24 protein-coding genes and 2 pseudogenes are annotated in these 26,945 nt (G+C 72.7%); 6 read left to right on the forward strand and 20 right to left on the reverse strand.

Annotation, left to right across the window (positions count from 1 at the left end; translation table 11 throughout):
* Positions 1-35 precede the first annotated feature (35 nt).
* Entirely contained in the window at positions 36-1,034 is a 999-nt protein-coding gene (locus IF188_RS16145) for a LacI family DNA-binding transcriptional regulator (protein WP_318152906.1), read from the forward strand.
* Between the two features lie 220 nt (positions 1,035-1,254).
* Positions 1,255-2,676: an aspartate aminotransferase family protein gene (locus tag IF188_RS16150; protein ID WP_191172834.1), complete on the forward strand. Its 1,422-nt coding sequence runs from the start codon at positions 1,255-1,257 to the stop codon at positions 2,674-2,676.
* Between the two features lie 24 nt (positions 2,677-2,700).
* Here the strand turns inward: IF188_RS16150 and IF188_RS16155 are convergent, their stop codons facing one another.
* Positions 2,701-2,904: a hypothetical protein gene (locus tag IF188_RS16155; RefSeq protein WP_191172835.1), complete on the reverse strand. Its 204-nt coding sequence runs from the start codon at positions 2,902-2,904 to the stop codon at positions 2,701-2,703.
* A gap of 155 nt (positions 2,905-3,059) precedes the next feature.
* Positions 3,060-3,635, reverse strand: coding sequence for a TetR family transcriptional regulator (locus IF188_RS16160; RefSeq protein ID WP_191172836.1), 576 nt, complete (start codon positions 3,633-3,635; stop codon positions 3,060-3,062).
* A 109-nt stretch (positions 3,636-3,744) separates the two neighbouring features.
* Here IF188_RS16160 and IF188_RS16165 point away from each other — a divergent pair, with 109 nt between their 5' ends.
* The gene (locus IF188_RS16165; RefSeq protein ID WP_191172837.1) at positions 3,745-4,776 is read left to right on the forward strand and encodes an SDR family NAD(P)-dependent oxidoreductase; all 1,032 of its coding nucleotides are present in this window, start codon (positions 3,745-3,747) and stop codon (positions 4,774-4,776) included.
* Between the two features lie 117 nt (positions 4,777-4,893).
* Here the strand turns inward: IF188_RS16165 and IF188_RS16170 are convergent, their stop codons facing one another.
* The 11 genes and pseudogenes from IF188_RS16170 to IF188_RS16215 all read right to left on the reverse strand — a co-directional run bounded on the left by IF188_RS16170 (position 4,894) and on the right by IF188_RS16215 (position 14,997).
* The gene (locus IF188_RS16170; protein WP_191172838.1) at positions 4,894-6,453 is read right to left on the reverse strand and encodes an SLC13 family permease; all 1,560 of its coding nucleotides are present in this window, start codon (positions 6,451-6,453) and stop codon (positions 4,894-4,896) included.
* 142 nt (positions 6,454-6,595) lie between these two features.
* Positions 6,596-8,701, reverse strand: a complete 2,106-nt coding sequence (locus tag IF188_RS16175) for an oxidoreductase (protein WP_191172839.1) — start codon at positions 8,699-8,701, stop codon at positions 6,596-6,598.
* Between the two features lie 32 nt (positions 8,702-8,733).
* Positions 8,734-8,928 (reverse strand): annotated as a pseudogene (locus IF188_RS20700) (PLP-dependent transferase); the annotation flags it as partial.
* Positions 8,926-9,123, reverse strand: a pseudogene (locus tag IF188_RS20705) (pyridoxal-phosphate dependent enzyme); the annotation flags it as partial. The pseudogenes IF188_RS20700 and IF188_RS20705, both read right to left, overlap by 3 nt.
* A gap of 174 nt (positions 9,124-9,297) precedes the next feature.
* The gene (locus tag IF188_RS16185) at positions 9,298-9,750 is read right to left on the reverse strand and encodes a helix-turn-helix domain-containing protein (RefSeq protein ID WP_191172841.1); all 453 of its coding nucleotides are present in this window, start codon (positions 9,748-9,750) and stop codon (positions 9,298-9,300) included.
* A 107-nt stretch (positions 9,751-9,857) separates the two neighbouring features.
* Positions 9,858-10,313: an NAD(P)H-dependent oxidoreductase gene (locus IF188_RS16190; protein ID WP_318152910.1), complete on the reverse strand. Its 456-nt coding sequence runs from the start codon at positions 10,311-10,313 to the stop codon at positions 9,858-9,860.
* Positions 10,261-11,067 (reverse strand): ABC transporter permease, encoded by an 807-nt coding sequence (locus IF188_RS16195; protein ID WP_224752024.1) that lies wholly within the window; start codon positions 11,065-11,067, stop codon positions 10,261-10,263. The genes IF188_RS16190 and IF188_RS16195 overlap by 53 nt, the downstream gene beginning before the upstream one ends.
* Positions 11,068-11,219: 152 nt before the next feature.
* Positions 11,220-12,197, reverse strand: a complete 978-nt coding sequence (locus tag IF188_RS16200) for an ABC transporter permease (protein ID WP_191172843.1) — start codon at positions 12,195-12,197, stop codon at positions 11,220-11,222.
* Positions 12,198-12,210: 13 nt separating this feature from the next.
* Positions 12,211-12,489 (reverse strand): hypothetical protein, encoded by a 279-nt coding sequence (locus IF188_RS16205; protein WP_224751991.1) that lies wholly within the window; start codon positions 12,487-12,489, stop codon positions 12,211-12,213.
* A gap of 232 nt (positions 12,490-12,721) precedes the next feature.
* Positions 12,722-14,140: an NtaA/DmoA family FMN-dependent monooxygenase gene (locus IF188_RS16210; RefSeq protein WP_191172844.1), complete on the reverse strand. Its 1,419-nt coding sequence runs from the start codon at positions 14,138-14,140 to the stop codon at positions 12,722-12,724.
* Positions 14,137-14,997: a sulfurtransferase gene (locus tag IF188_RS16215; RefSeq protein ID WP_191172845.1), complete on the reverse strand. Its 861-nt coding sequence runs from the start codon at positions 14,995-14,997 to the stop codon at positions 14,137-14,139. The genes IF188_RS16210 and IF188_RS16215 overlap by 4 nt, the downstream gene beginning before the upstream one ends.
* A 176-nt stretch (positions 14,998-15,173) precedes the next feature.
* Between IF188_RS16215 and IF188_RS16220 the strand changes: the two genes are divergently transcribed.
* Entirely contained in the window at positions 15,174-15,845 is a 672-nt protein-coding gene (locus IF188_RS16220) for a RodZ family helix-turn-helix domain-containing protein (RefSeq protein WP_191172846.1), read from the forward strand.
* Between the two features lie 256 nt (positions 15,846-16,101).
* Here the strand turns inward: IF188_RS16220 and IF188_RS16225 are convergent, their stop codons facing one another.
* On the reverse strand, positions 16,102-18,267 hold the full coding sequence (locus tag IF188_RS16225; protein ID WP_191172847.1) for a DEAD/DEAH box helicase: 2,166 nt from the start codon (positions 18,265-18,267) through the stop codon (positions 16,102-16,104).
* A 106-nt stretch (positions 18,268-18,373) separates the two neighbouring features.
* Between IF188_RS16225 and IF188_RS16230 the strand changes: the two genes are divergently transcribed.
* Together IF188_RS16230 and IF188_RS16235 are read left to right on the forward strand one after the other, a co-directional pair.
* Complete coding sequence (locus IF188_RS16230; protein WP_224751992.1) at positions 18,374-18,721, forward strand: DUF6412 domain-containing protein; 348 nt, start codon at positions 18,374-18,376, stop codon at positions 18,719-18,721.
* A gap of 87 nt (positions 18,722-18,808) precedes the next feature.
* Positions 18,809-19,561, forward strand: a complete 753-nt coding sequence (locus IF188_RS16235) for a YidC/Oxa1 family membrane protein insertase (protein ID WP_191172848.1) — start codon at positions 18,809-18,811, stop codon at positions 19,559-19,561.
* 17 nt (positions 19,562-19,578) lie between these two features.
* Here the strand turns inward: IF188_RS16235 and IF188_RS16240 are convergent, their stop codons facing one another.
* The 6 genes from IF188_RS16240 to IF188_RS16265 all read right to left on the reverse strand — a co-directional run bounded on the left by IF188_RS16240 (position 19,579) and on the right by IF188_RS16265 (position 26,902).
* Positions 19,579-20,043: a DUF2871 domain-containing protein gene (locus IF188_RS16240; RefSeq protein WP_191172849.1), complete on the reverse strand. Its 465-nt coding sequence runs from the start codon at positions 20,041-20,043 to the stop codon at positions 19,579-19,581.
* A gap of 77 nt (positions 20,044-20,120) precedes the next feature.
* Positions 20,121-21,779 carry an MFS transporter gene (locus tag IF188_RS16245; RefSeq protein ID WP_191172850.1) on the reverse strand — a complete coding sequence of 553 codons (1,659 nt, stop codon included), beginning with the start codon at positions 21,777-21,779 and terminating at the stop codon, positions 20,121-20,123.
* Complete coding sequence (locus IF188_RS16250; protein WP_224751993.1) at positions 21,776-22,399, reverse strand: response regulator; 624 nt, start codon at positions 22,397-22,399, stop codon at positions 21,776-21,778. Before IF188_RS16250 ends, IF188_RS16245 begins: the two co-directional genes overlap by 4 nt.
* Positions 22,396-23,658, reverse strand: coding sequence for a sensor histidine kinase (locus IF188_RS16255; RefSeq protein WP_191172851.1), 1,263 nt, complete (start codon positions 23,656-23,658; stop codon positions 22,396-22,398). The genes IF188_RS16250 and IF188_RS16255 overlap by 4 nt, the downstream gene beginning before the upstream one ends.
* Positions 23,627-25,741, reverse strand: coding sequence for an MMPL family transporter (locus IF188_RS16260; RefSeq protein WP_191172852.1), 2,115 nt, complete (start codon positions 25,739-25,741; stop codon positions 23,627-23,629). The genes IF188_RS16255 and IF188_RS16260 overlap by 32 nt, the downstream gene beginning before the upstream one ends.
* A 111-nt stretch (positions 25,742-25,852) precedes the next feature.
* Entirely contained in the window at positions 25,853-26,902 is a 1,050-nt protein-coding gene (locus IF188_RS16265; protein WP_224751994.1) for an FUSC family protein, read from the reverse strand.
* Positions 26,903-26,945 lie beyond the last annotated feature (43 nt).

The raw sequence follows: 26,945 nt of genomic DNA on the forward strand, positions 1-26,945 counted from the left end.
TGCGCAAAACCCCGTGCGTGCGCGAGGGTGGTCGCGTGCCCGATCGCGTGACCCTCGCCGACCTCGCCGCGCACGCCGGTGTGAGCATCGGCACAGCCTCACGCGCCCTCTCGGGACGGGGCGACCTGGCCCCCGCGACGCGGCGTCGCGTCCTGGCGGCGGCGCGCAGCCTGGGCTACGCACGAGACCCGGCGGTGGGCGGCCGTCCGCCCGGATCCGCGCGACTGGTCGATCTCGTGCTCGGCGGCTACCACAACGCGTACTCCGACGAGGTGACCGCGGGTGCGCGCAGCGCCGCGGCGGCGGCCGGCTACGACCTCGTGCTCACCGAGGAGCGCGACACCCCCGACGACGACTGGCCGATGCGGGTGCGTCGCCGCGGCTCGGCGGGAGTGATGCTGGGCCTCATCTCGCCGACCGCGTCGCAGCTGGCGACCCTCACCGACGCCGACATCCCCGTCGTGCTGATGGATCCGCAGGCCGAGACCTCGCGCGGGCTCACGAGCGTGCGCACCACCGATCGCGCCGGCGCCCGCACGGCGGCGCTGCACCTCGCGGATCGCGGCGCGACGATGTTCGCGATCGTGCTCGGCTCGCCGCCCTACCGATACGGGCGCGCCCGCCACGAGGGATTCCGCGAGGGCCTGCAGTCCACCCGTCCCGGGGCGGACCTCGTCACCCTCGAAGCGGACTGGGGTGCCGTCGCCGCACGCGAGGCGGCGATCCCCCTCCTGCGGCGTCTCCGCCCGGGCGACCGGCTCGGCGTCTTCGCATGCTCGGACGAGATGGCGGCCGGAGTGTATGCCGCCGCCGTGGCGACAGGTCGCGGCATCCCGGACGACGTGCTCGTCGTGGGCTTCGACGACCTGCGCAGCGCCCGCTGGCTGACCCCGCCCCTCACCACCGTGCGCCAGCCGATCCGAGAGATGGCGGCGGCCGCCGTCACGGCCCTCACCGACGCCGCCGCCGGCGCCCCGCTCTCGCCCGAGCCGATCTTCCTTCCCACGCGGCTGATCCCCCGCGGCTCCACCTGACCCGCCCGCGCCGCCCTCTCGCCCTCGCCCGCGCTCCTTCTCTGGTTCATTCGTCACAGATGTACGCGCCAGCGGCGGATCGGCGTACATCTGTGACGGATGAACTGAGGGGATTGGGCCGGACGGACCGACGGGACCGGCATCCACTCAGCACAGAACGCCCTACCGGGCGGGCGCGTCGCCCCGATAGCGTGAGGGCACGTCTGACGGAAGGCCACGCATGTCTCTCTCGACCGAACGTCCTGCCCGCACCGCCCGCGCCACGCGCACCGAGGCCGAGCTCCAGCAGATGGCGAAGGACCACCTCTGGATGCACTTCGCCCGGCAGTCCGTGATGACCGAGGGGCCGGGCGTGCCGATCATCGTCAAGGGCGAGGGCCACCACATCTGGGACTCGCAGGGGCGCAAGTACATCGACGGGCTCGCGGGACTGTTCGTCGTCGCCGCCGGGCACGGCAGGCGCAGGTTGGCCGAGGCGGCCGCGAAGCAGGCCGAAGAGCTGGCGTTCTTCCCGATCTGGTCGTACGCCCACCCGGCCGCGATCGAGCTCGCCGACCGTCTCGCCGACTACGCACCGGGCGATCTCAACAAGGTGTTCTTCTCGACCGGCGGCGGCGAGGCCGTCGAGACCGCGTTCAAGCTCGCGAAGTACTACTGGAAGATCCAGGGCCGCCCCACCAAGCACAAGGTGATCTCGCGCTCGGTCGCGTACCACGGCACGCCGCAGGGAGCGCTCGCGATCACCGGCATCCCTGCGATGAAAGAGATGTTCGAGCCGGTCACGCCGGGCGGCTTCCGCGTGCCCAACACGAACTTCTACCGGGCCGCCGACATGGGCGCCCCGGCCGACGATATCGAGGCGTTCGGCGTGTGGGCGGCCGACCGCATCGAGGAGATGATCCTCTTCGAGGGCCCTGAGACCGTCGCGGCGGTGTTCCTCGAGCCCGTGCAGAACTCGGGCGGATGCTTCCCGCCGCCGCCCGGGTACTTCCAGCGCGTACGCCAGATCTGCGACAAGTACGACGTGCTGCTCGTCTCGGACGAGGTCATCTGCGCCTTCGGCCGCATCGGTCACATGTTCGCGTGCTCCGCCTACGGCTACCAGCCCGACATGATCACGTTCGCGAAGGCCGTCACGAGCGGCTACTCGCCCTTGGGCGGCACGATCGTGAGCGACCGCATCTACGAGCCGTTCGCCCACGGCGACCGATCCTTCTACCACGGCTACACCTTCGGCGGGCATCCGGTGTCGGCCGCCGTCGCGCTGGAGAACCTCGACATCTTCGAAGAAGAGGGGCTCAACGAGCACGTGCGCGAGAACTCGCCGGTGTTCCGCTCGACGCTGGAGCGCCTGACGGACCTGCCGATCGTCGGCGATGTGCGCGGCGACGGCTACTTCTTCGGCATCGAGCTCGTGAAGGACAAGGCGACGAAAGAGACCTTCGACGACGACGAGTCCGAGCGGCTGCTGCGCGGGTTCCTCTCCAAGGCGCTGTTCGACGCCGGCCTCTACTGCCGTGCCGACGACCGCGGCGACCCCGTCATCCAGCTCGCGCCGCCGCTGACGATCGGCCCGGCCGAGTTCGACGAGATCGAGCAGATCCTCCGCGGCGTGCTGACGGAGGCCTGGACGCGCCTGTGAATCGTGGCGCCCAGACCAGCGGCGCTACGTCCTGCGCAGCGACTCCGTCTGGGCGCGGTTGAAAGCGGCCGCCCGCGCCACGAACTCGTTCGCGAACTCGAGCTGCTCGTCCGTCAACGTCTCGAGGTACTCGTTCCAGCGCGCGGTGACGCCTTCGTACACCGGTCCGACCCGCGCGAAGAGCGTCTCGGGGATCGGACGACAGAAGGCGCCAGGCGCCTCGCGCATCGCCGTCTGGATGCGCGACCTCCTGCTGCCGCTGTTCCTCCGCAACGCGACGAAGAACACCCGCAACAACCACCTGTACGACCACGCCATCGATTGGGATGACACGGCGGCGACCCGCGTCTGACGCGGCACTGCGCCGGCCTCGGCGGCCTGGCTCAGCGCGGCGCGAAGGCCGCGCGGAAGAGGCGGCGCGCCCGGGCCGACGCGGCGGGCCGGGCTGCGGCATCCGTTCTCGCCAGCTCGGTCGCGAGCATGCCGGTGGCCATCGTGACGTCCTCGATCTCGACGTGGTCGCCGATGCGGCCGGCGGCGCGGTCGCGCGCCACGAGCCGCTCGACGACTCCGTAGAAGCGCTCTCCGAGGACCGCCACGCGCGGGTCGGTGAGGTCGGCGGTCACCAGCTGGATGAACGCGGTCGACACCACGGCCTGGTCGACGACCCGGTCGAGCAGATCCTCGATCGTGCGGTCGGGTGCCGAGGTGTACTCCTCGAGGTCGCGCACGTTGTCTTCGAACACGGCGACGGCGAGCGCGGTGCGGTCGGGGAAGTGACGGTAGAGGCTGCCCTGTCCGACGCCGGCGCGCTTCGCGACGGCGCTGAACGGGGCTCCGAGGCCCCCTTCGGCATAGACCTCTCGCGCTGCGGCGATGAGGGCGCGGCGGTTGTCGGCGGCGGCTGCGGGGCCGCGGTTCTGGCGGGTCTCCGCACGGGGGGATGCGGTGCTGGGCACGGTGGTAGCCTAGTACCGGACATAGTTGTCCGGTAGGAGCCGCCCCGAAGGATCCTCATCCCCGGACCCGCAGCCCCCACGCACTGCATGAAGAAAGGGAAGACACGAAATGAGCACCGCCCTCGCTCCCCTCACCGGAGCCTCCACCATCCAGACCTGGCTCGACGACCCCGCCGGCGGCGAGGTCCTGCGAGGCCTGCTCGCCCAGGGCGGGCAGAGCGCCGAGGCGCTGACGCCGATCGCCGGGCTCCCCCTCCAGAACCTCGTCGCGATGAGCGGCGGCGCGTTCCCGCAGGAGGCCCTCGACGCGCTCGTCGCACAGGTGAACCCCGACGGAGTCCCCGCCGAGGCCACCGCCGGAGCGCAGACCCCGAAGGCGCAGTGGGCCGAGAAGATCACCGCCGGCCGCTTCACGGGCCAGACCGTGATCGTCACGGGCGCAGGCTCCGGCATCGGCCGCGCCACCGCCTCACGCGTCGCTCGTGAGGGCGGCCGCGTCATCGCCGTCGACGTCCGCCAGGAGCGCCTCGACGAGTTCGTCGCCGCACACCCGGGCGCCGACGTCGTCGCGCTGACCGCCGACATCACCGATGACGAGGGCGTCGCCCGCATCATCGAGGCCGCCGGCGACCGCATCGACGGGCTGGCCAACATCGCCGGGATCATGGACGACATGACCCCCGTCGGCGATGTCACCGACGCCGTGTGGGACCGCGTCTTCAACGTGAACGTCACCGGAACCATGAAGCTCATGCGCGCCGTCATCCCGGCGATGCTCGCGCAGGGCAGCGGCTCGATCGTCAACACCTCGTCCGAGGCGTCGCTGCGCGGCTCGGCCGCCGGTGCCGCCTACACCGCGTCGAAGCACGCCGTGGTCGGACTGACCAAGTCGAGCGCGTACATGTACGGACCGAGCGGCATCCGCGTCAACGCGGTGGCGCCGGGCGCGGTGATCACCAACATCGAGGCGAAGTTCAACTCGCCGCTCGGCGCCGAGCGCGTGCAGGCGGGCATGGCGGTCATGGTGCCGCCGGTGACCGCCGACCGCCTGGCCGCATCGATCACGTTCCTGCTGTCGGACGACGGCGTGAACGTCAACGGCCAGAACCTCGCCAGCGACGGCGGCTGGTCCGTCGCCTGACCCTCCCCCGACCCGCGACGCCCCGGCCGACCCGACGGCTGGGGCGTCGCGCATCTCAGACGATGGATGCCGCCGCCCGGGGCGTTCCCGTGCGGCCGCGGCCGCCGGCATCCAGTGTCAGAAGGGCCAGACCAGCGGCACGTAGAACACGGCCATCAGCAGGAAGAAGATCGCGAGCGGCAGCCCGAGCTTCCAGTAGTCGCCGAAGCGGTAGCCGGCGGGATCCATCACCATGAGGTTCGCCGGCGTCGCGATCGGCGTGAGGAAGGCCGCGGCACCTGCGACGGTCAGCGCCATCATGAACGGCTGCACCGAGACCTCCATCGCCTGCGAGACCGAGATCGCGATCGGCGCCACGATCAGCACCGTCGCGGTGTTGCTGATGAGCTGCCCGAGCACGACGGTCAGGCCGCACAGTGCGAGCAGCGCCACCTGTGGACCCGCATCGCCCAGGAAGGACAGCATCCACCCGGCGATCAGGTCGGCCGTGCCGGTGCTGATGAACGCGGTCGACAGCGGGATCATGCCGGCGATGAGCACGACGGTGGTCCACGAGATCGAGTGATAGGCCTGCGTGACGGTGACCGTGCGGGTGAGCACGAGCGCGCACGCGGCGAGGAGCGCCGCGACCACGGGCGGCACGAGTCCGGTCGCGAGCAGCACCACCATGGCGAGCAGGATCACGGCGGCCCGCTTCGCGCCCCGGCCGAGCGGCACCGAACGCCGAAGCTGCGACGGATCGTCGACCGCGAGCACGCCGGGCTCGTTCGCGCGACGGGCGAGATCGTCCCACGCGCCCTGCAACAGCAGCGCGTCGCCGGCCTGCACGACGAACTCGGCGCCCTTCAGCTGCTCGTCGCCGCGGCGGGCGGCGAGCACGACGAGGTCGCCCTTCTTGGTGGTCATCCCCGCGCACAGCGTCTTGCCGATGAGCGGCGACCGCGGTGCGACCACGACCTCGGTGACGCCGTTCACGGGGCCGAGCAGCGTGCCGGTGTCGAGCGACAGCGAGTACTGGCTGCGCAGCAGGCGCGCATGCCGCATGAGGTCCTTCGGCATGAGCGCGCCGCGCCGCTCGGGCAGCAGGCGGTCGCCGAGCAGCAGGATCACGATGGTGCCGACGAGCACCGGGACGCCGACCAGCGCGAACTCGAAGAACCCGAACTCGCGTCCGCCGGCGCCGGCGGCGAACTCCGACACGATGATGTTGACGGGTGTGCCGGTCAGCAGCAGCAGCGAGCCCGCCGAGGCGGCGAAGGCGAGCGGCATGAGCAGCTTCGAGGCGACAATCCCCGCGCGCGCCGCGACGACGACGACGAGCGGCAGCAGCGCGGCGACCGCGCCGTTGATGCTGATGAGCGCGGTGAGGCCCGCCACCAGCAGCGCGATCACCACGATCAGCGTGTTGCGCTTCGTGCCCGCGCGACCGATGACCTTCTGCCCTGCCCAGGCGGTGATGCCCGTCGCGTCGAGCGCCTCGCTCATGACGAAGAGCCCCGCGATGAACAGGGTCGTCGGGTCGCCGAACCCGGCCAGCGCCTGCGGCAGGGTGAGCACGCCGGTGAAGTACAGCGCCAGGGCGACGCCGATGGCGACCACGCCGATCGGCACGCGGTTGCTGACGAACGCGATCACCGCGAGCACCAGGATGACGAGCGTTGCGGCGACGGGGTCCACGGCCCCAGCGTAGCCAGCGCGGTCGTCCGCGGTGGGGTCGGGTCGCCGTGCGCCCGGCGGAAGCGCGGTTGACCTGTTGAACGTACGAGAGTGCGGGAACAGGCGGGAACCCGGATGCCGCGAGCCGCAGCCGCGGGAGAGGTCAGCCGCGCAGCACGGCGAGCCCGGCGACGTCGTAGGCGAGCTCGACGGCCTCGAAGATCGCGGCGTCGATCGTGCGCGGCGCGAAGGCGTCGCCGATCGTGACGATGCGGGGCGCGGCCGGGTCCGCGCTCCCGGCGGCTCCTCCCGGGGCGGCGCCGGGCAGCCGGGGCGCGGCATCCCGGACGCCGTCGATGCCCACCGACGCGCGAGGCTCGATCGCGACCAGCGTGTCGATGCCGGCGAGGGTCGTGGCCTGCCCGGTGAGGGTGTCGCGCACCACCGCTTCGCGACCGGCCACCCGCTCGACGCGGTGCGCGGTGCGACGCCGGAAGGTGCCGGCGGCGCCGAGTCGCTCCAGCAGCAGCGGGCGATCGTACCCGGCGCCGATGTGCGGGAACACCGTCTCGAACGGCGTCACGAGCTCCAGTTCGTCGACGTGCGGCAGCAGCATGAGCGCGATGCCGGCGGCGTAGGCGGTGCCGTCGGCGTCGACCACCACGATACGGTGACCGAGCGCACCGCGATGGGATGCCGCGGCGAAGGCGTCGATCGTGCCGTGCGCCGGAAAGCCGCCGGCGTACGCGCCGCCGAGCGCGAGCGATGTGGCCCGGGGTGCGACCGCACCGGTCGCGATCACGATGCCGTCGGCGCCGTATCCGCGCAGCAGCTCGGCGGTGGCGGCCACGCCGAGCCGAACGTCGACCTCGGCATCGGCGAGGTCGCGCACGAGGTCGTCGACGAGCAGCCCGACGCTCTCGCGCCCCGGCACCTGGCGGGCGAGCCGCAGCTGCCCGCCGAGCTCCGTCGCCCGTTCGATCAGCGTCACCTCGTGCCCGTCGCGGCCGAGCTCCACGGCTGCGCGCATGCCGGCCGGTCCTCCGCCGACGACGACCCAGCGCCGCGGGGCGTCGGCCAGCGGCCGCGGTCCGCGCTCGAGCTCGCGGCCCGCGAGCGGATTCACGGTGCACGACATCGGCAGTCCGCGGCTGCCGCGTCCGAGGCATCCCTGGTTCAGACGGATGCAATGACGGATGCCGGGGTTCGAGGCTTCGACAGGCGGAGCGCCGACGAGCTTGCGGCCGAGATCGGGGTCGGCGATCTGCGCGCGCGTCAGGGCGACCATGTCGGCGATGCCCGACGCGACCACCTCTTCGGCCTCTTCGACCGAGCGGGCCGCGCCGACACCGAACACGGGCACGTCGGGGTTCGCCGCCTTCACCGCGGCGACGTCTTCGCGCAGCCACGCGTACGGCATCGGCGACGAGGGGAACACATAGTGCACGTTGTGGTAGCCGCCGGCCGCGAGATCGAGGAAGTCGATCCGCACCTCGGCCCGCAGGCGCGCGATCACCTCGCGCATCGCCGCGCCGTCGAGGCCGTCCGGGTGGAACTCGTTCGCGACGATCCTGATGCCGACCGTGTAGTCGTCGCCGACGCGATCGCGCACCGCCCGCAGCACCTCGCGCGGGAAGCGGGTTCGGCCCTCCAGATCGCCGCCGTACGCGCCTGTGCCGTATTCATCGGTGCGGGCGTTGTACAGCGGCGAGAGGAACTGGTGCAGCAGATACCCGTGCGCCAGGTGGATCTCGACGCCGTCGAACCCGCCCGCGCGGGAGTGCTCGGCCGACAGCGCCCAGCCCTCGACGAGTGCGGCGATGTCGTCGTGATCCATCTCACGGGTCGCGTGCGCGGTCGACGGCGACAGTATGCGCGACGGGGCATACACCGTGCGCGGCCCGTCGGGGCTGTCGGCCTGCGCCTGCGCGCCGTGGTGGTTGAGCTGCACGAAGATCTTCGCGCCGGCCTCGTGCACGGCATCCGTCATCCGCTTCGAGGCGGCGACGCCCTCGGGACGGAACGCGTCCTCGAAGCCCTTGATCGACCCCGTCGGGTGCACGAAGTGGTTGCCCGCGATGAACAGCCCGCAGCCGCCGCGCGCCCGCCGCACGTAGTAGGCCGTCTCGCGGTCGGACTCGACGCGGTCGGAGTACTGCTTGGAGTGCGCCGTCTGCATGATGCGGTTCGGCACCGTGACGGCGCCGATCCGCAGCGGCTGCGTGAGGAGCGAGGACGGGCCGGGCAGCGGTGAAGGGCTCGCGGACATGCCCCGAGCCTACGGTTCCCACCGCGGTGGGGTCAGAGCCGTGCGAGCGCCTGATCGAGGTCGTCGAGCAGGTCGGCCGCGGTCTCGATGCCCACCGACAGGCGCACGACCTCCGGCGGCACGGCGAGCTCGGTGCCGCGCACCGACGCGTGGGTCATCTCATCGGGGTAGTTCATGAGCGACTCGACGCCGCCGAGCGACTCGGCGAGCTGGAACAGGCGCGTCGTGCCGCCGGGCCGGAGGAACCCGTCGCGCTCGGCAGCGTCGATGATGCGGGCGGCGATGCGGTCCTTCGCCGAGCCGCCGGGGTTGAAGTACTCGACCTTGGCGAGCACCGTGGCGGCGATGCCGTCGGTGACGCGGTTCAGCTGGACGAGAGGGGTGTTGCCGACGAGGTCGGCGACGCTCTGGGCGTAACGCACGTGAGGGTCCTCAGGTGTTGCCGCGCACACGGGCGCGGAGGGTTGTCAGGGGTCGCGAAGATCTGCGTGAAGCGGAGGCTTCAACGGCAGGGGCGACAACACCGACAGGTCAACACGCGGGCAAGTCTAGACGGGCGACCGCCGTCGCGTACAGGCTCGGCCCGCAATCCGGCGTCATGCAGCCCCTTGCACGCCTCTCGACCCGACCTGGGCGACGCAGGGCGGGCAGCCGTTGCGAGCCGCCTGCAGCGTCCGCTCGAGCACGGCGATCGTGGTGCCGTCGCCGCGCGCCGAGAACGCCGGCATCCGCACCGCCTCGGCGAGCAGCGTCCGCCGGACGGCGAAGAACCGCTCCAGATCGTCGGCGGTGAGGAATGCCGGCAGCGTCTGCGTCAGTTCGCGGATGACCTCCGGCACGGCATCCGCCCGCACCATCCAGGCGCGGCGTCGAAGCTGCCGGCGGAACTCCGCCTCGGGCACGAACCAGCGCCGCCCGAACCGGTACCCGGGCAGATCGCCGTTCGCGAGCCGGCGGGTGAGGGTCGCCGGGGTCAGCCCGGCGAGTCTCGCGGCTGCCGCGGTCGTGAGGAACGGCGAAGCGCCGCCGCTGCGGCGGGTGGGGGTCACATCGAAGCTCACGTCATGCAAGACGCGCGCGGACCCATTTCATGACGGACCCCGAGAAGGACGATGGGATGCCGGCGGCCTCGGCCGCCGGCATCCCATCGTCTTCATCACCAGGTCGCGACGTACTCCGATCTGCGCACGAGGGCGGCCTGCTCGACGAGCGGCAGCGAGCGGTCGACGGCCTGCACGACGCGACGCGCGACGTCGGGCGAGCTCAGCCGGTAGTCGGTGAAGTCGCTGTTCGAGGCGTACACGCCGATCGGCAGGGTGAGGGCCTGGAAGAACCCGAAGAGCGGGCGCAGCTGGTGCTCGATGATGAGCGCGTGACGTTCGCCGCCGCCCGTCGCGGCCAGAAGCACCGGCGTTCCGACGAGGTCGTACTGTCCGACGAAGTCGAACAGGTGCTTGAACAGGCCCGTGAACGACGCGCGGTACACCGGGCTGGCGGCGACGAGCAGGTCGGCCGACTCGATGGCCCGCAGCGCGCGTTCCACCTCGGGGGCGACATCCTCACGCCTCAGCGCCCCCGCGAAGCCCGGTCCGAGGGCTGCGACCTCGACCAGTTCGGTCTCGGCGGCGACGCGCGACGTAGTTGCACCCCTCGGCGATGAGGAGGCCCCACTCCGGCGTCGGCGGCGGTGCACCGTAGCCGAGGAACCCGAGCGTCGAGATGGCGAGGATCGCCCCGCCGAACTGCAGTGCGGCCAGGCCCACGACGGCGGTCAGCGAGTTCGGCAGCACGTGACGGCGCAGCACCGCGGCGAACGAGCCGCCGCTGCCGAACGCCGCCTCGACGTAGTCGGTGCGCCGCACGCGGACCACCTCGGACCGCGACAGCCGCGCGAACGACGCGACGCTGCCGATGCCTACCGCGATCGCCGCATTCACGGTGCCGAAGCCGAGCAGGATGATCACCGACAGCGAGAGCAGCAGTCCGGGAATCGACAGCAGCACGTCGACGACCCGCATCAGCACGTCGTCCAGCCACCCGCCCACCGAACCCGCGACGACGCCCAGCAGCGTTCCCGCCGCGAGGCCGACCGTCACGGCGATGAGCGCGCCCGACAGCGAGTGGATCGCTCCATAGACGACGCGCGCGTACAGGTCGCGGCCGATCGCGTCGGTGCCGAACCAGTGCTCGGCGCTCGGCGGCAGCAGCTTCTGCGCCGGCACGCCGTCGATCGGGTCGTACGCGGTGAACAGCCACGGCACCGCCGCCCAGAGGACGGCGACGACGATCACCGCGATCGCGACGACGAGCGTCCAGGACGGGCGTCGTCCGCGGGCGAAGAGTCGCGCGACGTTCGCGCGCCGCATGGGCTGTCCGTCGAGGGCGCCCGCATCGCGTGCGACGGGGTCGAGGACGGTTCCGGATGCCTCGTCCCGCAGCGCCTCGGCGGTCGAGGCGGCGGCGGTGGCGGCATCCACCACCTCCTTCTCGAGGACCGGTCCCTGAGCCTGTCGAAGGGTCATGCGGAGGCCTCCTGGAGGACGGGTGCGGACGACGTTCGCGGTGCGCGGGAGCCGCGGCGCAGCCGCGGGTCGAGCACCGGGTAGAGCAGGTCGACCACGAGGTTGACGACGACGAACGTCAGCGCGGCGAGCACCACGATCCCCTGCAGCACCGGGATGTCCTGACTGGAGACCGCCTGCTCGGTGATGCGGCCGATGCCGGTGCGGCCGTACACCGTCTCGGTCACGACGGCGCCGCCGATGAGCTCCCCGAACAGCACGCCCGCGATCGTCAGCGTCGGCAGCAGCGCGTTGCGCGCGACCGACCGCCGCAGCACCCACGACGGCGACGCGCCCTTGGCGCGCACCACCGTCACGAACGGCTGCAGCTGCACCTCGTCGATGCTGCGCACGAGGATCTGCGCGAGCGGCGCCGAGATCGGCACGGCCAGTGTGATCACCGGCAGGATGAGCCCGACGGCCGGATCCGCCGCCACGATCGGCACCCAGCCGAGCCCGAACGAGAACACCTGGATCAGGAGGATCCCGAGCCAGAACACGGGCACTGCCACGAAGACGCCGGGCAGTGCCTGCAGCCCCTGGCGCAGCCAGCCGAACGGCGACAGGGTCGAGAGGAAGGCGATCGCGAACGCGATCACCGCGGCGAGCGCGAAGCCGAGTCCGGCGAGCACGGCGGTCGCCGGCAGTGCCTCGCCGATGAGCTGCAGCACAGGCGTGCCGTACTGCGTCGAGTAGCCGAAGTCGCCGGTCGCGTAGCCCGACAGCGTCGCCCAGTACTGCTCCCACCATGACGAGTCGGCACCGTACGCGATGCGGATCTGCTCGATCTGGTCGGCGCTCAGCCCGAGCGACGGGTCCTGGTACTTGATCAGGATCGCATCGCCCGGCAGCAGCTGCAGCAGGATGAAGGTGGCCGTGAAGGCCGCGATCAGAACGATCGCGGCCTGCCCGGCGCGTCTCAGCGCGTAGCTCATCGGCTTCTCGGTCCTACTTCTTCTTGTCGAGCCACACGTCGTAGAACAGCGGACGTGCGACGGACTCGAACTCGATGCCCTCGACGTACGGCGCGGCGCCGTAGACCTGCGGCTCTTCGAACAGCGGGATCACGTACGCCTGCTCGGCGAGGTAGTCCTGCACCGCCTGCGATGCCGCGACGCGTGCGTCGGGATCAGCCGTGGACGCGACGGCCAGCAGCAACTCGTCGAGCTTCGCGTCGTCCGACAGCAGCGTGTTGCGGTTCTTCGTGTAGTACTGGCGGGGCGTCACGGCGGTTCACCCACCGCAAGGCGGGGTCACCGTGGTTCACGCGGCGTAATAGAGACGCGCCCCCCTAGTCGTTGAGCGACACTTCGACTCGCTTCGCTCGCTCAGTGCGGGTCTCCGCGAGACGAAACGCCGTAAGCCGCTCATCGGACTCAGCCACCCGCGCGACGCATGCGAAGGGGCTGGTTCTCGAGAGCGTCTCGCGCGTTTCGTCTTCGCTCGTTCCTCGCTTCGCTCAACGACCAGGCGCCGCGACCGCCTCGACGTGCGCGAGCCGGGGCGCGCCGAGCGACAGGCGCTCGCGCAGCGTCGCGCCCTGCCGGCCGATCAGTCCGCGGCGGCGCAGCTCGGGCACGGCGATCGCCGTGAAGGCCTCGAACTGCGCGGGTTGGAAGGCCGACAGCACGTTGAACCCGTCGGCGGCACCCGCGTCGCGCCAGCTCTCGAAGTGGTCCGCGATCACCGCGGGGCCGCCGACGACGAAGTTCGCCGGCACGGCGTGGGCGGCGATCAGGTGCCGCCAGGTGATGGGATGCTCCCCGTCGAGGTCGCGGCCGCTTCGCACGCGCACGACGTCGAGCGTGCGCGTGGCGGCCTCTGCGAACCCCGCCGCCGTCAGGGCCGGCACGACGTCGTCGATGGATGCGGCGCGCACCAGGTCGTCCGGCGCGATCCCCGCGACATCGAGGAACGACGCCAGCGTCCGGTTCGCAGGGAATCCGGGCCGCCCCGCATGCCCCGACGCCCCGTCGTCCAGCGGCACGAGCAGCAGCAAGCGGTCGACGATCGCCCGGGCGGCAGCATCCGTCTCCGCCACCACCGGAAGCACCGGAACGATCACCTTGAGGTCCTCGGGGTCGCGACCGGACGCCGCCGCCAGAGCGCGCAGCTCGGTCCGCGTGGCCGCCGCCACCGCGGGGTCGCCGGCGGCGATCAGGGCGAGGTCGGCCTCGGTCGCGGCGAGCGCACGGGAGCGCGGCGACGTGCCGGCGTGGACGATCGGCGGGTGCGTCTGCGGCGGTCGTGCGACGTTCAGCGGACCTTCGACACGCACCTGCGTGCCGCGCAGTGCTGCCGTCCGCAGCCGGTCCGCGTCGATCAGCACCCCGGCGTCGGCGTCGGCGACCCAGGCGCCGTCGTCCCAGCTCTCCCAGAGCAGCCGCAGCGCGCGCACGAACTCCTCGGCGCGGTCGTAGCGGGCCTCGTTGTCGGCGTGGGCGTCGCGACCGTGGTTCGCGGCAGCCCGTGGCTCGGCCCCCGTGACGAGGTTCACGCCGGCGCGCCCGCCGGTGAGCAGGTCGAGGGATGCCGTCGCCCGGGCGGTCGCGTAGGGGTCGGCGTAGGTCGAGTTCACGGTCGCGATGAGGCCGATGCGCTCGGTGATGCCCGCGAGGAACAGCACCGCGCTGACCGGATCGATCCGCGCGAGCAGATACGGGTCGCGGAACTCCAGGTCGGGTCCGGTGGCGAGCCAGTCCCCGAAGAACAGGTAGTCGAGGTCGGCGTCCTCGGCGAGCCCGGCGACGCGGCGGAGCACCGCGGCGTCCGTCCGCGGATCCGCGTGCGCACCGGGCTGCCGCCATCCGGACGGATACGCACCGAGGGTGCGCACCATCGCTCCGACGATGAGCGGCCCGGTGGCGGCGTCCGTCATACCGGCACCACGTCCAGCGAAGGAGCCGAGCCGACGGCGGCGAGCCGGCCGCGCGAGCGCGACCACTGGCTCCACGAGCCCGGGTACACCACCACCTCGATGCCGGCGAGGGCTCCGGCGAGCGCCGTGTGGGTCGCGGCGATTCCCGAGCCGCAATACGCCGCCACCGAGACACCCTCGGACACCCCCGCGGTGGCGAACTCGGCGCGGATCTCTTCGGGCGTGCGGAACTTGCCCGCCGTCAGGTGCACGGTGGTCGGCAGGTTCACGGCGCCGGGGATGTGCCCGCCGATCGGGTCGTGGGGCTCCGAGTCGCCGCGGTACCGGTCGGGGCCGCGCACATCCAGCAGCAGACCGTGGTCAGGCCACTCCTCGACGCCGTCGATGTCGGCGACGCCCTCGGTGATCTCATCGAGGACGACGTCGCCTGCCGGCCTCGGCAGGACATCACCCGTGTCCAGCGGCAGTCGCTCGGCGAGCCACCCGCGCAGACCGCCGTCGAGCACGCGCACATCGGCGATGCCCGACCTCGACAGCACCCACCACGCACGCGCGGCGGCGACCGAGTGCACGTCGTCGTACGCGACGACGGTGTCGCCCTGGTGGATCCCCCACCGTCGGGCCGCCGCCTGCAGCTGTTCGCGTGACGGGAGCGGATGCCGCCCGTCACGCGGGTCCCCCTGACGCGCGAGCTCGTGGTCGAGGTCGACGTAGACGGCTCCCGGCAGGTGCCCGTCGAGGTACGCGGGGCGCCCTTCGGGCTGGTCGAGACGCCAGCGCACGTCCAGGATCCGCGGCGGGGTGCCGTTGCGGATGAGGTCGGCGAGCTCGGTCGGCGAGATGAGTGGGGAAGGCATGCTGTCATGCTCGTCGGGCTCGCGCACGCGGGGAACGGCGCGACGACACAGACCGCGACGCAGCGTCACACACCGCGACACGGCGTCACGCGGCGTCACACGAGTCACCCTCGCCGAGTGACGCGGCGACGACCCGCGCGGCCCTACGCTCGTGTGCAGAACGTCAGGAGGAGTGGATGCCGCAACCCCCCGCCGCTCGGCCGGCTCGACCGCCGCGCGGTCTCCCAGCGCGCAGAACCGTCGCCGGGCTCGCGATCGTCGCTGCCATCACGCTCCTCGCCGGCTGCGGCGGCGGCGTGCTTCCGACGCCGACCGATCTGCCCACTGCGCTTCCGACGGCGCTTCCGACGGACCTGCTCCCGAGCCGCAGCCCGTCGCCGAGGCCGACGCCCACTCCCACCCCCGCGCCCGACCCCACTCCGACCCGCACCGGGATCCTGCCGCCGCTTCCGACGCCGACTGTCGTGCCCGAACCCACCCCGACGACCGCTCCCGATCCGGAGCCGACGCCGACCACCGCCCCGGAGCCCGAGCCGACGCCGACGATCGCCCCGGAGCCCCAACCGACCGTCGCGCCAACGCCCGAGCCGACCGTCGCGCCCACGCCCACTGCCGCCCCGACACCGACACCGACACCGACACCGACACCGACACCGACGGCATCGCCGACCCCGACACGGACGGCATCGCCGACGCCGTCGCCGACAGCGGAGGCGGCCGACACCGACGTCTCACCCGCGAGCTGGGTGCCCTGGGTCGTGCTGGTCGTGCTGCTGATCGGTGGCGCGGTCACTTACCTGATCGTGCGGCGGCCCAGGCGCCACGCCCCGACACCGCCGGCGGGCTAGCGAGTCGTGACGTCCCCGCACCCGCGACCACACCGCACCGCACCGCACTGCGGCGGGCGCACCCCCACCCGCTCGTTGAGCGAGCGCAGCGAGACGAAACGCCGCACGCCGCAGATCGGACCCGGCCACCTCGCGAAGCATGCGCGTGGCCGGGTTCTCGAGAGCGTCTCACCGCGTTTCGTCTTGCTCGTACCTCGCTCGCTCAACGACCGGGAGGGCTGCGACCCCTCGCTCAGCCGCAGCGCGGGACGTCCGGTCAGCCACGCAGCGCCAGCGCGAACGGCAGGACCGCGGGCGCGCCGGCGCGGCGCAGCTCGCGCGCGGCGACGGTGAGCGTCCAGCCGCTGTCGACCCGGTCCTCGACGAGCAGCACCGGTCCCGACGGCACGTCGAGCCCGGCGGCCGTCAGCCGACCCCAGAGCCCGGCGACGCGGAAGGCGCTGTTGCCGCCGGGCTGCCCGGTCGGTCCGCCGTCGACGAGGCCGAGTGCGCCCAGGAACGGCAGACGGCCGATGTCGGCGATGCCACGGGCGAGCGAGTCGACGAGGAGCGGTTTCGTGCGCGAGGGCATCGCGACGACCGCGACCGGCCGTTCGGCCCACCCCCAGTCGGCGAGCACCCGCACACACGCGCCCAGCACGTTCTGCGGCACCGGCTGGTCGGCGGCACCGGCGGCGAACAGCTCGCGCATCGCGCCGCCCCAACCCAGATCGGTGAGACGTGCGAGCGCGCGGCCCTCGCTCGCCTGTTCGTCGGCGGGGATGCGTCCCTTGACCGTGACGCCGAGTCGATCGGCACCGGTCGGCCATTGCCGTCGCGGTTCGATCGGCACGCCCACACGGTCCAGCGCGGCGCTGGCGGCATCCGCCGCGGCGGTCGCGATGTCGGCGGGGAACCAGGCTCCGGCGCAGTTGTCACACCGCCCGCAGGGGGCGGCCGTGTCGTCGTCCAGCGAGCGCTGCAGGAACTCCATGCGGCAGCCGGAGGTCTCTTCGTACTCGATCATGTGCTGCTGCTCGGCCACGCGCTCGGCCGCGATGCGCCGGTAGCGATCCTCGTCGTACGTCCACGGCCGCCCCGTCGCGATCCAGCCGCCGCGTACACGCTCCACCGCACCGTCGACGTCGAGCACCTTCAGCAGCAGCTCGAGCGGCGTGCGCCGGATGTCGACGACGGCCTCCAGCGCCGGCGTGGACAGCGGCCCGCCGGCCTGCGCGAGCGCCGAGAGCACCCGCTCGGCGCGCTCGCGATCGGGCATCGAGGCCGTCGCGAAGTAGTGCCAGACATCGCGGTCCTCGGCGCCGGGCAGCAGCAGCACATCCGCCGAGTCCGTCGCGCGGCCCGCGCGGCCGACCTGCTGGTAGTACGAGACGGGCGACGAGGGGGCCCCGAGGTGCACCACGAAACCGAGATCGGGCTTGTCGAACCCCATGCCGAGCGCGCTCGTGGCGACGAGCGCCTTGACGCGGTTGTCTTTCAGCAGCGCCTCGGACTCCTCCCGCTCGTCGGTGTCGGTCTGCCCGGTGTACGCACGGACGTCGTACCCGCGCTCGCGCAGCAGCCGCGCAGTGTCGTTGGCGGCCGCGACCGTCAGCGTGTAGATGATGCCCGAACCGGGCAGCTCGGCCAGATGGCTGAGCAGCCAGGCGAGGCGGGCGGGCGAGTTCGGCAGCCGCAGCACGCCGAGCCGCAGCGACGCCCGTGCCAGCGGTCCACGGATGGTGAGCACACCCGGCGACGCTGCGCCGTCGACGGCACCCGCGTCGAGCTGCTCGGCGACGTCGGCCACCACCCTGCTGTTCGCGGTCGCGGTGGTGGCGAGGACCGGCACGCCGGCCGGCATGCGCGTGATGAGGTCGCGCAGGCGACGGTAGTCGGGGCGGAAGTCGTGCCCCCAGTCACTGATGCAGTGCGCCTCGTCGACGACCAGCAGGCCGATGCGGGCGATGAGCTGGGGCAGCTGCTCGTCGCGGAACGACGGATTGTTGAGCCGCTCCGGCGAGACCAGCAGCACGTCGACCTCGTCGGCGTCGAGCTGCGCGAGCACGTCGTTCCACTCGTGCGCGTTCGTCGAGTCGATCTTCACCGCTCGCACGCCCGCCCGCGCGGCTGCCGCGATCTGGTCGCGCATGAGCGCCAGCAGCGGTGACACGAGCACGGTCGGCCCGGAACCGCGGCGGCGCAACAGCAGCGTCGAGACGAAGTACACCGCCGATTTGCCCCACCCGGTGCGCTGCACGACGAGGGCGCGGCGCCGCTCGTCGACGAGCGCCTGGATCGCCTCGAACTGTCCGTCATGGAAGTCGGCGTCATCGCGCCCGACGAGGGCCCGCAGCACCTCGAGGGCCTCAGTGCGGGTGTCGATCGTCGCTGTCACGCGTTCCACCCTGCCCCATGTCGCCGACACCCGCGTCGCAGCCATCGGTGGATGAGCGGATGCCGGCGGTGCAGCATCCCTTCCTTCAACAGGTCGGGCGGCCGGACCGTCAGGCACCCGTGCTACCGTGGCCGCGACGGAGGGAGGCACCGTGTCCGAGGCCATCGGGATCACTCTGCGCGCCCTCATCGAGCTCGTCGCCGGCCCGCTGCATTCCGCTGCGGAGCTGATCGCCGCCGCCGCGCGCCCGCTGCTCGAGCTCTCCCCCGTGGCCCTGGCTGTGCCGACCGGCGCGCTGTTCGTCGCCGCGACGCTGTTCGCCGCTCTCGCGGTGCTCGCGGTCGCCATCGCGCTGTTCCGCGCCCCGCTGCCCGCCCTCCGCGGCGGAGCGCACCCGCGCCGAGCAATCGCCGACGCGACGCGGCTCACCGCTTCACACCCCGACGCGCCCGGCCACTCTCGTCCGCGCGCACCCGGCCTCGCGGCCCTGGCCGCGTAACCCACCGCGCACGTCCCGCCGAGCGGGCATCCGCCGGTGCCTCGTGGCCGCACGCCACGAAACGACACCGGACGAACGGACACACCCTTGGACCTCTACGCCTTCCCACCCATCGCCGCGATCCTCGACGCGGCCTATGCCCTGCTCATGCAGCTGATCGCGCTGCTCGAGCCGGTCGCCGGATCCGCCGCGGCTGCAGCATCCGTCATCCTCCTCACCCTGCTGGTGCGCGCCGCGCTCATCCCCGTCGGGATCTCGCAGGCTAAGGCGGAGCAGACGCGAAGCCGGCTTGCGCCGAAGCTGCGTGAGCTGCAGAAGCGCCACAAGCGCGATCCCGAGCGTCTGCAGCGCGAGACCATGAAGCTGTACGCCGACGAGAAGACGTCGCCGTTCGCGGGCTGCCTGCCGATGCTCGCGCAGGCGCCCGTCGTCGCGATCGTCTACGCCCTCTTCCTGCACTCGGCGATCGCCGGCCACGCGAACACGCTGCTGACGCAGCAGCTGCTGGGCGTGCCGCTCGGGCTCAGCGCCGTCGGCGCGGTGACCTCCGGCGCGGCGACCGTCGCCACGGCAGGCGTGTTCGCCGCCGTGATCGCGGTGATCGTGGTGGTCGCCGAGCTCACGCGGCGCGCGTTCCGCCCGCCGATCGACGAGTCGGCCGACGCCTCCCCGCTCGCCGGGGCCGGCATGGCACGCCTCGCGGGCGCCCTGCAGTTCACGACCGCCGTCTTCGCGCTGTTCGTGCCCCTCGCCGCCGCGCTCTACCTCGCCACCACCGTGGCGTGGACGCTGGTGCAGCGGCTCGTGCTGCGGCGGCGCTTCCCGCTCGCCACGGCGTGAGGTGCGGCCGGCGCGGATCAGCCCCGGCCGACCGCCGCTGCCTCTGCCGCCGGCATCCCCTCGCTCGCAGCCTGCGGACGACGCAGCGCGCGCCCGAGCGCCAGGAACAGCAGCACCATGCCCGCGGTCACGAGGATGTGCCCCATGCCCGCGATCCCGGCGATCATGCCGCCCGCGGGCTGGCCGAGCACCGTCAGCGACCCGTGCCAGATGAGCATCGCGGAGGTCAGCACCACGCCGGCGTTGTAGATCCAGAAGAACCAGCCGAACAGCTTCGACTGCGACAGCGTGAACACCTTCTCGAGCACGAGCACGATGAGCAGGATGATGAACCCGAGCGTCAGCAGATGCGTGTGGGCGAGCCCGAGCTGCGTGAACTGCCCCTCGGGGAAGTCGTTGAGCTTCGTGAACTCGCGGTAGAAGAGGCCGGACGCGACCCCCAGGATCATGTAGCCGAAAGCGGCGTAATACAGCGTGCGCATGGCGTTCCTCTCGATCTTCGCTTCCAGCCTCGCCCGGCAGCGGGCGGGCGGGATCCACCGAAAGGTTGATCTCGAGGTCAGCCGTCGGCGGGCACACGGCGGGACGCACGGCGCAGCAGCAGCGCGCCCGCAAGCCCCAGCAGCAGGAACAGCGTCGCCACCAGCAGCGCCCACCGCGTCGCGTCCGCGAACCCGGCGGCGAGCGCGTCGACGGCGGCGGATGTCTGATCGCCGAGGGGGCCGGCGTCGCCCTGCGCGCGCAGCTGCGTGATGGTCGTCCCGGCCGACTGCCGCGTGGCCTCGGCGACGCTGTCGGCGGCGGAGCCCGTGAACCCCGCCGCTCCCAGCGCGGCGGGCAGCGTCAGCGCCAGGGCGATCGACAGCGCCGCGCCGGCGAACGCGGTGCCCAGCGCCGAACCGACCTGGCGCACGGTGCTCTGCGTGGCCGACCCCTGCCCCGACTGCGCGACCGGCACGTCGCGCAGCACGGTGCCGGTGAGCTGGGCGGATGCCAGTCCCAGACCCAGTCCGTACACGACGAGCGGCAGCGCCACCAGCCAGCCGGGCGTGGTCGCGGTCACCACCAGCGCGACCACGACGACGCCGACGACCTCGAGGCCGAGCCCGACCAGGACGGTCCCCGGCGCCCCGAACCGCGCGGCGACGTGGCGGGCGGCCGCTCCCGAGGCGAACGCGCCCAGCGCCATCGCGGCCAGCACCAGTCCCGCGCCCATCGCGTTCATGCCGAGCGCGTTCACGAGATACAGCGGCAGCACGAAGATGATGGCGAACTCGCCGACCGCGACCGCACCCGCGGTGACGTTGCCCCACGTGAACGTCGGGAGACGGAACAGCCGCAGGTCCAGCAGAGCCGAACGCCCGTTGTGGGCGCGGTGGCGCTCCCACAGCACGAAGAGCACCAGGGCCGTGACCGCGATCGCGAGGGTGAACGGGATGATCGAGACCGCGGCATCCGCCGGCCACACCCAGCCGAAGATCTGGAACTCGGCCTTCGGGGTCCACCAGCCGAGGTCGGGGCCCTCGATGATCGAGAACACGAGGACGCCGAATCCGATCGCCGACAGCAGCGCGCCGTCGACGTCTGCCCCCGGGCCGGGCGTCCCGCCACGGGTCTCGGGCACGACGATCAGCGCCGCCACGAACACGAGCGCCCCCACCGGCACGTTCACGAGGAAGATCCACTGCCACGACGCGTACTCGGTGAGCGCGCCGCCGGCGAGCGGCCCCACCGCCGCGGCGCCCGAGATCACCGCGCCCCACACGCCGAACGCCGCCGCCCGGTAGCGACCGCGGAAGACCGCGTTCACGGTCGACAGCGTGGAGGGCATGATGAGCGCGGCGCCCACCGCCTGCACCGCGCGGGCGCCGATGAGGGGACCGGATGCCTCGGCCATCGCCGCGAGGATGCTCCCGCCGACGAACACGCCGAGCCCGACGAGGAACAGCAGCCTGCGCCCCCACCGGTCGGCGAGGCGCCCGGTCGACAGCAGCAGCGCCGCCAGCACGGCGGCGTAGAGGCTGCTCACCCACTGTGCGTCGGTGAGGTCCATCCCGAGGTCGGCGATGATGTCGGGCAGCGCGACGCCGACGATGGTGCCGTCGAGCACGATCATGCCGAGGCCGATCGACAGCACCGCGAGTGCCAGCCAGTCACGACGGCTCGGCGCCGCGACGACGTCGGCACCGGACTGCGGGGCGGGATCGGCGGCGCTCATAGGATGCCTCTCTCTTGCGCGACGGCGACGGCCCGGGATCTGGTGTCGACGCCGAGCTTGCCGAAGATGTGGACGAGGTGCGTCTTGACCGTCGCCTCGGTGACGAACAGGGACTTGGCGATCTGCGGATTGGAGGCACCCGTCGCCAGCAGCCGCAGGACCTCCAGCTCGCGGTCGGTGAGCCGCACCCGCGGCGCGCGCAGCACCTCGACGACCCGTGCACTCAGCTCCGGCGTCAGCGCGAGCCGGCCGGCGGCGGCATCGCGCACCGCACGCACGATGGTGTCGGGCGGCGCGTCCTTCAGCACGTACCCCGCGGCGCCGGCCTCGATCGCACCCAGGATCTCGGCGTCGCGGTCGAACGTCGTGAGGATGACCACGGCGGGCGCGGGTTCGAGAGCGCGCAGCGCCGCCGTCGTGGCGACGCCGTCCATGCCCTCCCCCATGCGCAGATCGCACAGCACGACCTGCGGGTGCTGCTGCCGCGCCAGCGCGACGGCCTCCTCGCCGGTGGCGGCCTCGCCGACCACGTCGATGTCTGCCTGTCCGGCGAACAGCGACCGCACACCGGCGCGGACGATCGGATGATCGTCCGCGATCAGCACGCGCAGCACGGTCATCGCGCACGCCCCGTCGCGATCGGCACGGATGCCGACAGGGCGACGCCCTCGCCGGGCGCGCTCTCGATATCGAGTCCGCCGCCGAGCTCGCGCAGCCGCTCCCGCATCGCGCGCAGCCCGTAGCCGCCCGCCGGACCCGCCGGCCGCGACGCCCAGCCGGTGGCGTCGAACCCGATCCCGTCGTCCACGATGTCGAGCCGCACGGTGTCGCCGCCGTCGGCCATGGTCACGACGACGCGGCTCGCGCGCGCGTGCAGGCGCACGTTGGCCAGTGCGGACTGCGCCGCCCGCAGCAGAGCGACCTCGGCTGTGACGTCGAGCGGCGGAAGCTCGTCGTCGACGCGCAGCTCGGTGCGGATGCCGGTCTCATCCCGCAGCCGGGCCAGCATGCGCCCGAGCGCGTCGGCGAGGGGCGACCCCTCCAGTTCGGCCGGCATCAGCGCGTCGACGATGCGCCGCGTGTCGGCCAGGCCCTCGCGGGCGAGCTCGGCGATCTGCGAGAGGGCCCGGGTCGCGTCATCCCTGTCGCCATCATCGACGGATGCCGTCGTCGCGAGCATGCGGATCGAGGTGAGACTCTGCGCGACGGTGTCGTGGATGTCGCGCGACAGGCGGGTGCGCTCTGCGACCGCGCCGGCGTCGCGCTGGGCGAGCGCGAGCTCCTCCTGCAGCGCGGCGGTCTCGTCCCGTGCGGCCAGGAGCGATGCGATCAGCCGCTGACGCTCACGGCCGTCGCGCACCAGCTCCAGGTAGCCGCGCGAGATGCCGAGGGCGAACACGCCGCCCACGACCGGACCGATGACGTTCGCGTAGCTCGTGGTGCCGGTGTGCAGCAGCGGGGCCGCGATGACGACGAGCAGCACCGCGATGCTGAAGGGGATCGCCCAGCGCATGCGCAGCACGAATCCGGCCAGCAGCCACAGCGGGAAGGCGAGCCACACGAACTCGGGCGAGATCGCGACCGCACCGATCCAGATGAGCGCGAGCCCGACGAGCCAGCCTGCGGCGAGGGCGCGGTCGCGGGTGCGCCCGCTCAGCAGCAGTCCGCCGAAATACCAGCCGGCGAAGACGACCGACACGGCGATGACCCAGGGCACCGGGGTTCCGTCGGCGGCCGCACGGACGGCGCCGATCACGATCAGGGCGGCGGTGATGACGGTCTGCCCGACCCGGATCGAGCCGACGAGCCCCCGCCACGACCGCACGCTCGCCGGCGGCTGCCCGTCGTCAGCCGACGGGTTCACGGAGGACTGCGGCATCCCCGGGCACCCCCTCCTCTGGACCGCGGTCGCCCCGATCGTGCGAGGCTGCGAGCCGCCCCGGCCACCACATGCGGTCGCCGATGAGCGAGAACAGCGCGGGCACGACGAGGGTGCGCACGACCAGAGTATCCATCAGCACCCCGACGCCGACGATGAGGCCGAGCTGCCCCAGCGTCACGAGCGGCAGCAGCCCCAGCGCGGCGAAGACACCCGCGAGGACGAGACCGGCGCTCGTGATGACGCCGCCCGTCGCAGCGACGGCGTTGACCATGCCCGGCCGCGTCCCGACCTCCGCAGCCTCGGAGCGCGCCCGATGCACGAGGAAGATCGTGTAGTCCACGCCCAGCGCGACCAGGAACAGGAAGGCCAGCAGCGGGACCTGCAGGTCGAGCGCCGTCCAGCCGAACAGCACACGCCCGAGCCACGCACCGGCGCCGATCGCGGCGGTCGCGCTGAGGGCGTTCACGAGCAGCAGCACGAGCGGAGCGACCACCGCCCGCAGCAGCACGAGAAGCACCGCGAGGGTCACCAGCAGCACGAGCGGAGCGATCGTCAGGAAGTCGCGCACGTTCGCATCGCGTGCATCGACGGCGGCGCCGGCCGGCCCGCCCACGAGCGCGGAGCCGGTCGCGTCGTGCGCGGCATCCCTCACGTCCCGGACGAGCTGCAGGCTCTCGGGCGAGCCCGGCTCGGCATCTCCCACCACGAGGAGCTTCACGAGGGAGGAGTCGTCGCTCTCCGCCACGAGGGTGACCCGCTCCACGCCCGGCACATCGTCGATCGCCGACGTGACGGCATCCTCGTCCGCGGCCTCGGCGATCACCACCATGGGCTCGGCCTCGCCGGCGACGAAGTGGTCGCCCAGCACCTCGAGTCCGAGCGCCGACTCGGACGGAACGCGGAACCGCTCGGCCTGGGTGAGCCCGAGCTGGGTGCCGATGAGCCCGGCCGCCGCGACGGCGAGCATCACGACCCCGGCCACCACCGGCAGCACGGGACGGGCCACGACCCGCGCGCCGAGCGCACGCCATGCCCCGACCCGCTGCAGCGGTGCGCCGGGGCGCGGCACGAACGGCCAGAACACGCCGCGACCGCAGACCGCCAGCGCGGGAGGAAGGACCAGCAGCACGGCCGCGAGCGCGATCAGCAGACCGACCGCCGACGCGACGCCCAGCCCCCGCGTGCCGGGCACGACGGCCAGCAGCAGGGTCAGCAGCGACACGACCACCGTGGCGTTCGACGCGACGATCGCCGGCAGGCTCGCGCGCCAGGCACGGGCGAGCGCGGTGCGGTGGTCGTCGTCCTGCAGCAGCTGTTCGCGGTAGCGCGACACGAGCAGCAGCGCGTAGTTCGTGCCGGCGCCGAAGACGAGCACGCTCACGATCCCGGTGTCGAACTGCAGCTCGAGCGCGGTGCCGAGGGCCGCCGTCGCCTTGCTCGCGAGCTGATCGGCCAGCGCGACGACCACGAGCGGCACCAGCCACAGCACCGGCGACCGGTAGGTGAGGATGAGCAGCAGCGCGACGATCCCGATCGTGACCAGCAGCAGCGTGAAGTCCGCGCCGTCGAACGCCGCCGCGACGTCGACGCCGAACGCGGCGCCGCCGGTGACCTGCACCGAGATGCCGTCGATCGGCTGGCCGGCGATCGTCGCGCGCAGACTGTCGACGGCGTGCTCGACGGCGTCCTCGGCGTCGCCGGGCTCGACCGTGGCCTGGATGACGGCCGCCTCGCCGTCTTCGCTCGGGACCGGCCCCCGCGAGCTCGCACCACTCCCGGCGTCGATGACCGGCACGAGTGCGGCGATGGCCTCGAGGTCGGCCGGGGTGAGCACGCCGCCGTCGTCACGGCTCGCGACGACGAGCAGCGACTGCTCGTCGGCATCCGGGAACTCGTCGGCGAGCGACGCCACCTGCGCGCTCTCGGAGCGCGGGGGCATCGCGTCGCCGCCCGCGGCGAGATCCGCGCGACCGAAGGCGCCGATCAGGGCGACGAGTGCGAGAAGGCCGAGAGCGAGCGACAGCCACGCACCACGGCGAGAGGTGAGAACGCGAGACAGAGAGTCTGGGAATCGGTGCACCCGTCCACTCCACCCGCCGGCGGCCCCGCCCGCGTCGCGCGCTCGGTCGAGCCCGACGTCAACCGATCGGTGGATGCCGGCGGCCGAGGTGACCCCGGCGGGACGGCCTGGTCAGTGCTCGCGGGGGTGCAGCACGCCGCTCAGCGCCCCCAGGGCGGCCCCGACGAGCGTGTCGACGACCCGCTCGGTCGCGACCGCGACCGTGTCGACGGCTCCTGTCGCGGCACCGGTGAGCAGCAGCACGAGCGGCGTGATGAACACCAGCGCGAGGGCGTAGTTGCGCACCACGAACAGCTCGATCGTGAACTGCAGGACGCCGAGCACGAGCGCGAGCCACAGCGGCGGGAGGGGCAGCGGCGCCAGCAGCAGATACACGCCGGCGCCGAGGATCGTGCCGATCATGCGGTGCAGGCCGCGCGTGTAGGCAGCCCGGCGATCGGCGGCTACACCGATCACGGCGATCGCGGCGCCGACGATCCAGTAGGCACGGTCGGGATCGAGCACCAGGCCCAGGGCGATGCCGACGACCGTGACGATCGCGACCCGCGCGAGCAGCAGCCGCGCGCCCGGCGACCACGCCGGCCCCGGCAGGATCTCGCGCAGCGGACGCGCCGCCGCCCGGCGTCTGCTCGGCAGCACGAGCGGGCTGAGCGCGACGAGGGAGGAGAAGAGGATGCCGCAGACCACCGTCACGAGGTACGTCGAGGCATCCGCGCCCGACGCGATGATGTGCGACGACAGACCGTAGACGAGCACCACGAACAGCGGGCCGGGCGGGCCGACGCGGAACCCGAACATCGCGGCGGCGGCCGCGACCGAGACGACCGCCAGACCGATCAGTGTGGCGACCTGCGACGGCCCGGCGAGCGCGCCGAGGCTCGCGGCCACGACCAGGGACCCCGCGACGAAGGGCACGACCCGCACGCGCTCGATCACCGGCAGATGCGTGCCGTAGAGCGCGACGAACGCGCCGGTCGCGGCTTGGAACCCCAGTTCGGGATGCCCGAGCAGCGACATCAGCGCGATCGGCACGGCCATCGCGATCGCGGCGCGCAGCCCGATCGCCCATCGCGGGGCCGGCGACGGCGCGAGCCGGAACAGGCTCATCACGGCATGCTGCAGGTCGGCCGCGAACCGCCGGGCGGGGCTGTGATGCGGCATCCGGTCTCCTCTCCTTTCCATCCTCTCCCGCATCTCGGCGCGC

Origin of the sequence: Microbacterium helvum, from assembly GCF_014779795.1 — a bacterium.
GTDB classification, from domain to species: domain Bacteria; phylum Actinomycetota; class Actinomycetes; order Actinomycetales; family Microbacteriaceae; genus Microbacterium; species Microbacterium helvum.

What these genes read in the sequence shown, in the direction of transcription:
- IF188_RS16215 (WP_191172845.1), bottom strand. Translation starts at nt 14,997, where the DNA reads ATGCCTTCCCCACTCATCTCGCCGACCGAGCTCGCCGACCTCATCCGC.
- IF188_RS16200 (WP_191172843.1), bottom strand. Translation starts at nt 12,197, where the DNA reads ATGAGCTACGCGCTGAGACGCGCCGGGCAGGCCGCGATCGTTCTGATC.
- IF188_RS16175 (WP_191172839.1), bottom strand. Translation starts at nt 8,701, where the DNA reads ATGTCCGCGAGCCCTTCACCGCTGCCCGGCCCGTCCTCGCTCCTCACG.
- IF188_RS16210 (WP_191172844.1), bottom strand. Translation starts at nt 14,140, where the DNA reads ATGACGGACGCCGCCACCGGGCCGCTCATCGTCGGAGCGATGGTGCGC.
- IF188_RS16250 (WP_224751993.1), bottom strand. Translation starts at nt 22,399, where the DNA reads ATGACCGTGCTGCGCGTGCTGATCGCGGACGATCATCCGATCGTCCGC.
- IF188_RS16195 (WP_224752024.1), bottom strand. Translation starts at nt 11,067, where the DNA reads ATGCGGCGCGCGAACGTCGCGCGACTCTTCGCCCGCGGACGACGCCCG.
- IF188_RS16245 (WP_191172850.1), bottom strand. Translation starts at nt 21,779, where the DNA reads ATGAGCGCCGCCGATCCCGCCCCGCAGTCCGGTGCCGACGTCGTCGCG.
- IF188_RS16165 (WP_191172837.1), top strand. Translation starts at nt 3,745, where the DNA reads ATGAGCACCGCCCTCGCTCCCCTCACCGGAGCCTCCACCATCCAGACC.
- IF188_RS16150 (WP_191172834.1), top strand. Translation starts at nt 1,255, where the DNA reads ATGTCTCTCTCGACCGAACGTCCTGCCCGCACCGCCCGCGCCACGCGC.
- IF188_RS16155 (WP_191172835.1), bottom strand. Translation starts at nt 2,904, where the DNA reads ATGCGCGAGGCGCCTGGCGCCTTCTGTCGTCCGATCCCCGAGACGCTC.
- IF188_RS16265 (WP_224751994.1), bottom strand. Translation starts at nt 26,902, where the DNA reads ATGCCGCATCACAGCCCCGCCCGGCGGTTCGCGGCCGACCTGCAGCAT.
- IF188_RS16240 (WP_191172849.1), bottom strand. Translation starts at nt 20,043, where the DNA reads ATGCGCACGCTGTATTACGCCGCTTTCGGCTACATGATCCTGGGGGTC.
- IF188_RS16220 (WP_191172846.1), top strand. Translation starts at nt 15,174, where the DNA reads ATGCCGCAACCCCCCGCCGCTCGGCCGGCTCGACCGCCGCGCGGTCTC.
- IF188_RS16225 (WP_191172847.1), bottom strand. Translation starts at nt 18,267, where the DNA reads ATGGCTGCGACGCGGGTGTCGGCGACATGGGGCAGGGTGGAACGCGTG.
- IF188_RS16255 (WP_191172851.1), bottom strand. Translation starts at nt 23,658, where the DNA reads ATGCCGCAGTCCTCCGTGAACCCGTCGGCTGACGACGGGCAGCCGCCG.